Annotated in this window: 3 protein-coding genes; 2 read left to right on the forward strand and 1 reads right to left on the reverse strand. The window is 70.0% G+C overall.

Features of this window, described 5'->3' with window-relative positions:
- Window positions 1-278 precede the first annotated feature (278 nt).
- Window positions 279-1,358 (forward strand): acyltransferase family protein, encoded by a 1,080-nt coding sequence (locus PK606_RS15905; protein ID WP_324565340.1) that lies wholly within the window; start codon window positions 279-281, stop codon window positions 1,356-1,358.
- 233 nt (window positions 1,359-1,591) lie between these two features.
- Complete coding sequence (locus PK606_RS15910; RefSeq protein WP_324565342.1) at window positions 1,592-2,488, forward strand: EamA family transporter; 897 nt, start codon at window positions 1,592-1,594, stop codon at window positions 2,486-2,488.
- Window positions 2,489-2,545: 57 nt separating this feature from the next.
- Here the strand turns inward: PK606_RS15910 and dusA are convergent, their stop codons facing one another.
- Window positions 2,546-3,565 carry a tRNA dihydrouridine(20/20a) synthase DusA gene (gene dusA / locus PK606_RS15915; protein ID WP_324565343.1) on the reverse strand — a complete coding sequence of 340 codons (1,020 nt, stop codon included), beginning with the start codon at window positions 3,563-3,565 and terminating at the stop codon, window positions 2,546-2,548.
- Window positions 3,566-3,994 lie beyond the last annotated feature (429 nt).

Here is a 3,994-nt window from a genome sequence, read left to right on the forward strand (position 1 = left end):
CTGCCTCCCATCACGCGCCTCGGCTTTGAAGGGAACAATGTGTTGAGAAACTACACCTAGCCGGTAGCGCGCTCGACATGCCTTGCAGCGCTCGGCGCCCAGCGCTCCCACGGACCCAGCAAACTGTCGGAGCGAATAAAATCCGGACCGGTTGCAACGGCTGAATTGCGGCTGTCCATGGACGCCGGCAAGCAGCACGATGGCGGTGTCGAAGCCTGGCATTTCGGCGTGATCCTGCCGCTGCGGCCACCGCTTGCGCTCCTTGATCCAGAACGGTCTTGAACAACAACCACGACGCCACGCAGGTATGGGTGAGCTGGGGCAAGGCGCTGGCCTCGCAACTCATCGTCTGGCACCACCTGCTGATCTACGGCCCGCTGGCGCCCGCCGCCGACGTGGCCTGGCCGGATCTGGCTGATTTCCTGCAGCAGGACGCGCGCCTGGCGGTACAGGTGTTTCTGGTGATCGGCGGCTACCTGGCCGCGCGCAGCCTGTGGCCGACACCCGGCAGCGCGCGCCTGACGCTGCACGACTGGCCGGCGCGCACGCTGGCGCGCTATCGGCGCCTGCTGCCGATGCTGCTGCTGGCCTTGCTGGCCGCCGTGCTGGCGGCCGCCTTCGCCCGCAGCGGGATGAGCGACCCCGACACACCGGCGGCACCGACCTGGCCGCAGCTGCTGGCGCACCTGCTGATGCTGCAGGACATCGTAGATCAGCCCGCGCTGAGCGCCGGCATCTGGTACGTCGCCATCGACCTGCAGCTGTTCGGCCTGCTCGCGGCGCTGGCGGCGCTGGCGCACGGCAGCACGCGGCGCGCGCAGACCGGCACCACGCCAGCGGCGATCGCCGTGCTGCTGCTGGTGGGCACCAAGCTGGCCTCGGTCGCGTGGTTCAACCTGGAAGACGACGGCGACATGTGGGCGCCCTACTTCTTCGGCGCCTACGGCCTCGGCGTGCTGGCGGCCTGGGGCGCGCGCAGCGGCCAGCGCGCCGGCACCACGGCGCTGCTGGCATCGCTGGTGCTGCTGGCGCTGCTGCTTGAATGGCGCAGCCGCCTGGCGCTGGCCGGCCTGGTCGCCGTGCTGCTGCTGTGGCAACCCTGGGGCGCAGAACTGGCGCGCTCTCGCCTGGATGCCTTGATGCAATGGCTGGCGCGCATCTCCTATGCGGTGTTCCTGCTGCACTACCCGGTGAGCCTGGCGGTCAGCACGGTGGTGATGTGGGCCGCGCCCAGCACACCTGCTGCCCATGTCGCCGGGCTGGTGCTGACCTGGCTGCTGAGCCTGGCCGCCGGCTGGCTGGCGACGCGCTGGCTGGAAGCGCGGCCCGCCGGAATGCGCGGCGCGGCACCGGCCTGAGCACGATCTGCACGATCTGGAGGGCGCGCGCGGCGGGACGCCGCACCAGACCAGCACCGCCAGTCGCCCAGCACGGTGTCCGCCCGGCCCTATGATCGGCGCTCCCGCCGCACCCCCAGCACTTCAAGCGGCGTGACAGCGGCCATGGCGCCGCCACCATCGTGTCCTTGAGCATCCGCCCTCACCCGTTCTGAACCATGCCGCCGCTCACCCAGCCACCGATGTCGGCGGCGCTGCCCTGGCGCTACCTGCTGCTCGGCCTGCTGGTGGTGGCGATCTGGGGCATCAATTTCGTCGTGATCAAGTACGCGCTGATCGAGCTGCCGCCGCTGGCGCTGGCGGTGTCACGCTTCGCGCTGGCGGCCTTTCCGGCGCTGCTGTTCGTCCGGCGGCCGGCGGCGGGCTGGGGCAATATCGCCGCCTACGGCGTGCTGATCGGCGCCGGCCAGTTCGGCCTGCTGTTCGTCGCCATGACGCACTACATCTCGCCCGGCCTGGCGTCGCTGGTGATCCAGACCCAGGTGTTCTTCACCGTCGGCATGGCAGTGGTGCTGGCGGGCGAGCGCGTGCGAGCCTTTCAGTGGCTGGCCATGGGCATCGCGCTGGCGGGCATCGCGCTGATCGGCTGGCACGCGGTCACCGAAGGCGCCGCCATCACGCCGCTGGGGCTGATACTGATCCTGCTGGCGGCGCTGGCCTGGGCCGCTGGCAACATGGTGAGCCGCGCCGCCGGCCGCGTCGATGCACTGGCCTACATGGTGTGGAGCAGCGTCTTCGCCATCCCGCCGCTGGTCGTGCTGTCGCTGTGGCTGGAAGGCTGGCCGGCGGTGCGCCAGGGCCTGCAGCAGGCCGGCTGGCTCACCTGGGCCGCCGTGCTGTGGCAGTCGGTCGGCAACACGTTGTTCGGCTACGGCGTCTGGGCCTGGCTGCTGGCGCGCTACCCGGCGGCCAGCGTGACGCCGCTGGCGCTGCTGGTGCCGGTGTTCGGCATGAGCGCCTCGGCCTGGTGGCTGGCCGAGCCGCTGCCGGGCTGGAAGATCATCGCCGCGCTGCTGGTGATCGGCGGCCTGGCCCTGAACATGCTGTGGCCGCGCATGGTGCAGCAGTGGCGGCGGCCGGCCTGGCGCTGAGAGCCCTGCGCTGACGGCTCGCCGGCCCGCTCTCCAGCCCACCGCCGCCAGGCGCCATCAGATCGCCAGCGGCTCCGGCACCACCGCGCCCAGATGCGCCCGGGCCAGCGCATGGACCTGCTCCGGCGGCAGGTGCTTGAGCTTGTGGTCGCTCCAGACCTGGCGCCACAGGCGGGCGCCGCGCCGGCCGTGGTGCAGGCCAAGCATGTGGCGCGCGATCGCCGACCAGGGCGTGCCGTCTTCCACCGCCTCGCGTCGCATGTAGTCCACCATGCGCTGCTCGACCTCGTCGGGCGTCAGCGCGCACGGCGCGCCGCCGAGGAAGCGCGCATCCCAGGCCGTCATCATCCAGGGCCGGTGATAGGCCTCGCGCCCCAGCATCACGCCATCGACCTGGCGCAGGTGCTGCTCGATCTGCTCGTCGCTGGTGACGCCGCCGTTGAGCACGATGGTGAGCTGCGGGAAGTCGCGCTTGAGTTGGTAGACCAGCTCGTAGCGCAGCGGCGGGATCTCGCGGTTCTCCTTCGGGCTCAACCCCTTCAGCCAGGCGTTGCGCGCGTGCACGATGAACACGCGGCAACCGGCGTCGCTGACCATGCCGACGAAGTCGCGCACGAAGCCGTAGCTCTCCTCGCGGTCGATGCCGATGCGGTGCTTCACGGTCACCGGGACATCGACCGCGTCCAGCATCGCCTTCACCCCATCGGCCACCAGCCGCGGCTCGGCCATCAGGCAGGCACCGAAGGCGCCGCGCTGCACGCGTTCGCTCGGGCAGCCGCAGTTGAGGTTGATCTCGTCGTAGCCCCAGCGCGCACCGATCTGCGCGCAGCGCGCCAGATCGGCCGGCTCACTGCCGCCCAGCTGCAGCGCGACCGGGTGCTCAAGCTGGTCGTGGCGCAGATGCCGCCGCTCGTCGCCGTGCAGCAAGGCGCCGGTGGTGACCATCTCGGTGTAGAGCCGCGTCCCGCTGGTGAGCAGCCGGTGGAAGTAGCGACAGTGCTTGTCAGTCCAGTCGATCATCGGGGCCACGGACAGGCGCCAACGGCTCGGCTCGGTTGAGGTGTTGCTGTTGTTCAGCAGTTTGCAGACCTTTCAGTACTTTCTGGTTGACCCGGATTCGCGCTCGCGACCCCGTCCCCCCCCCGGTTCACACTCCAACAAGCGCCGGATGGGGGCTTCACGCAGCGCTCGCGCGATGTCGCAAGCGGCAGGCAAATCACTGGCGTCGATTACAGCATGCCGCCGGCAAGCCAGCACGCGCTCAAGACCTATCCGGGCACGCAGGCGCTCGGGTAATCCCGTGCAGGGCGGATAGCCATACCCAGTATCATGTTCGGTGCCAACCGGTGCGCCGACGCGCAAGCGGGTGGATCATCCAACGGAGACCGCGAAATGCAAAGACGTCATCTCATCGCCGGCAGCTTGGCCGTTGCCGCCCTGCCCGCCTTCACCCTGGCTCAGGGCATCGAGAAGCCCAAGCTCACCATCGCCGTCGGCGGCAAGAAC

This window comes from Ottowia sp. (assembly GCF_035444425.1).
Taxonomy (GTDB): domain Bacteria; phylum Pseudomonadota; class Gammaproteobacteria; order Burkholderiales; family Burkholderiaceae_C; genus Ottowia.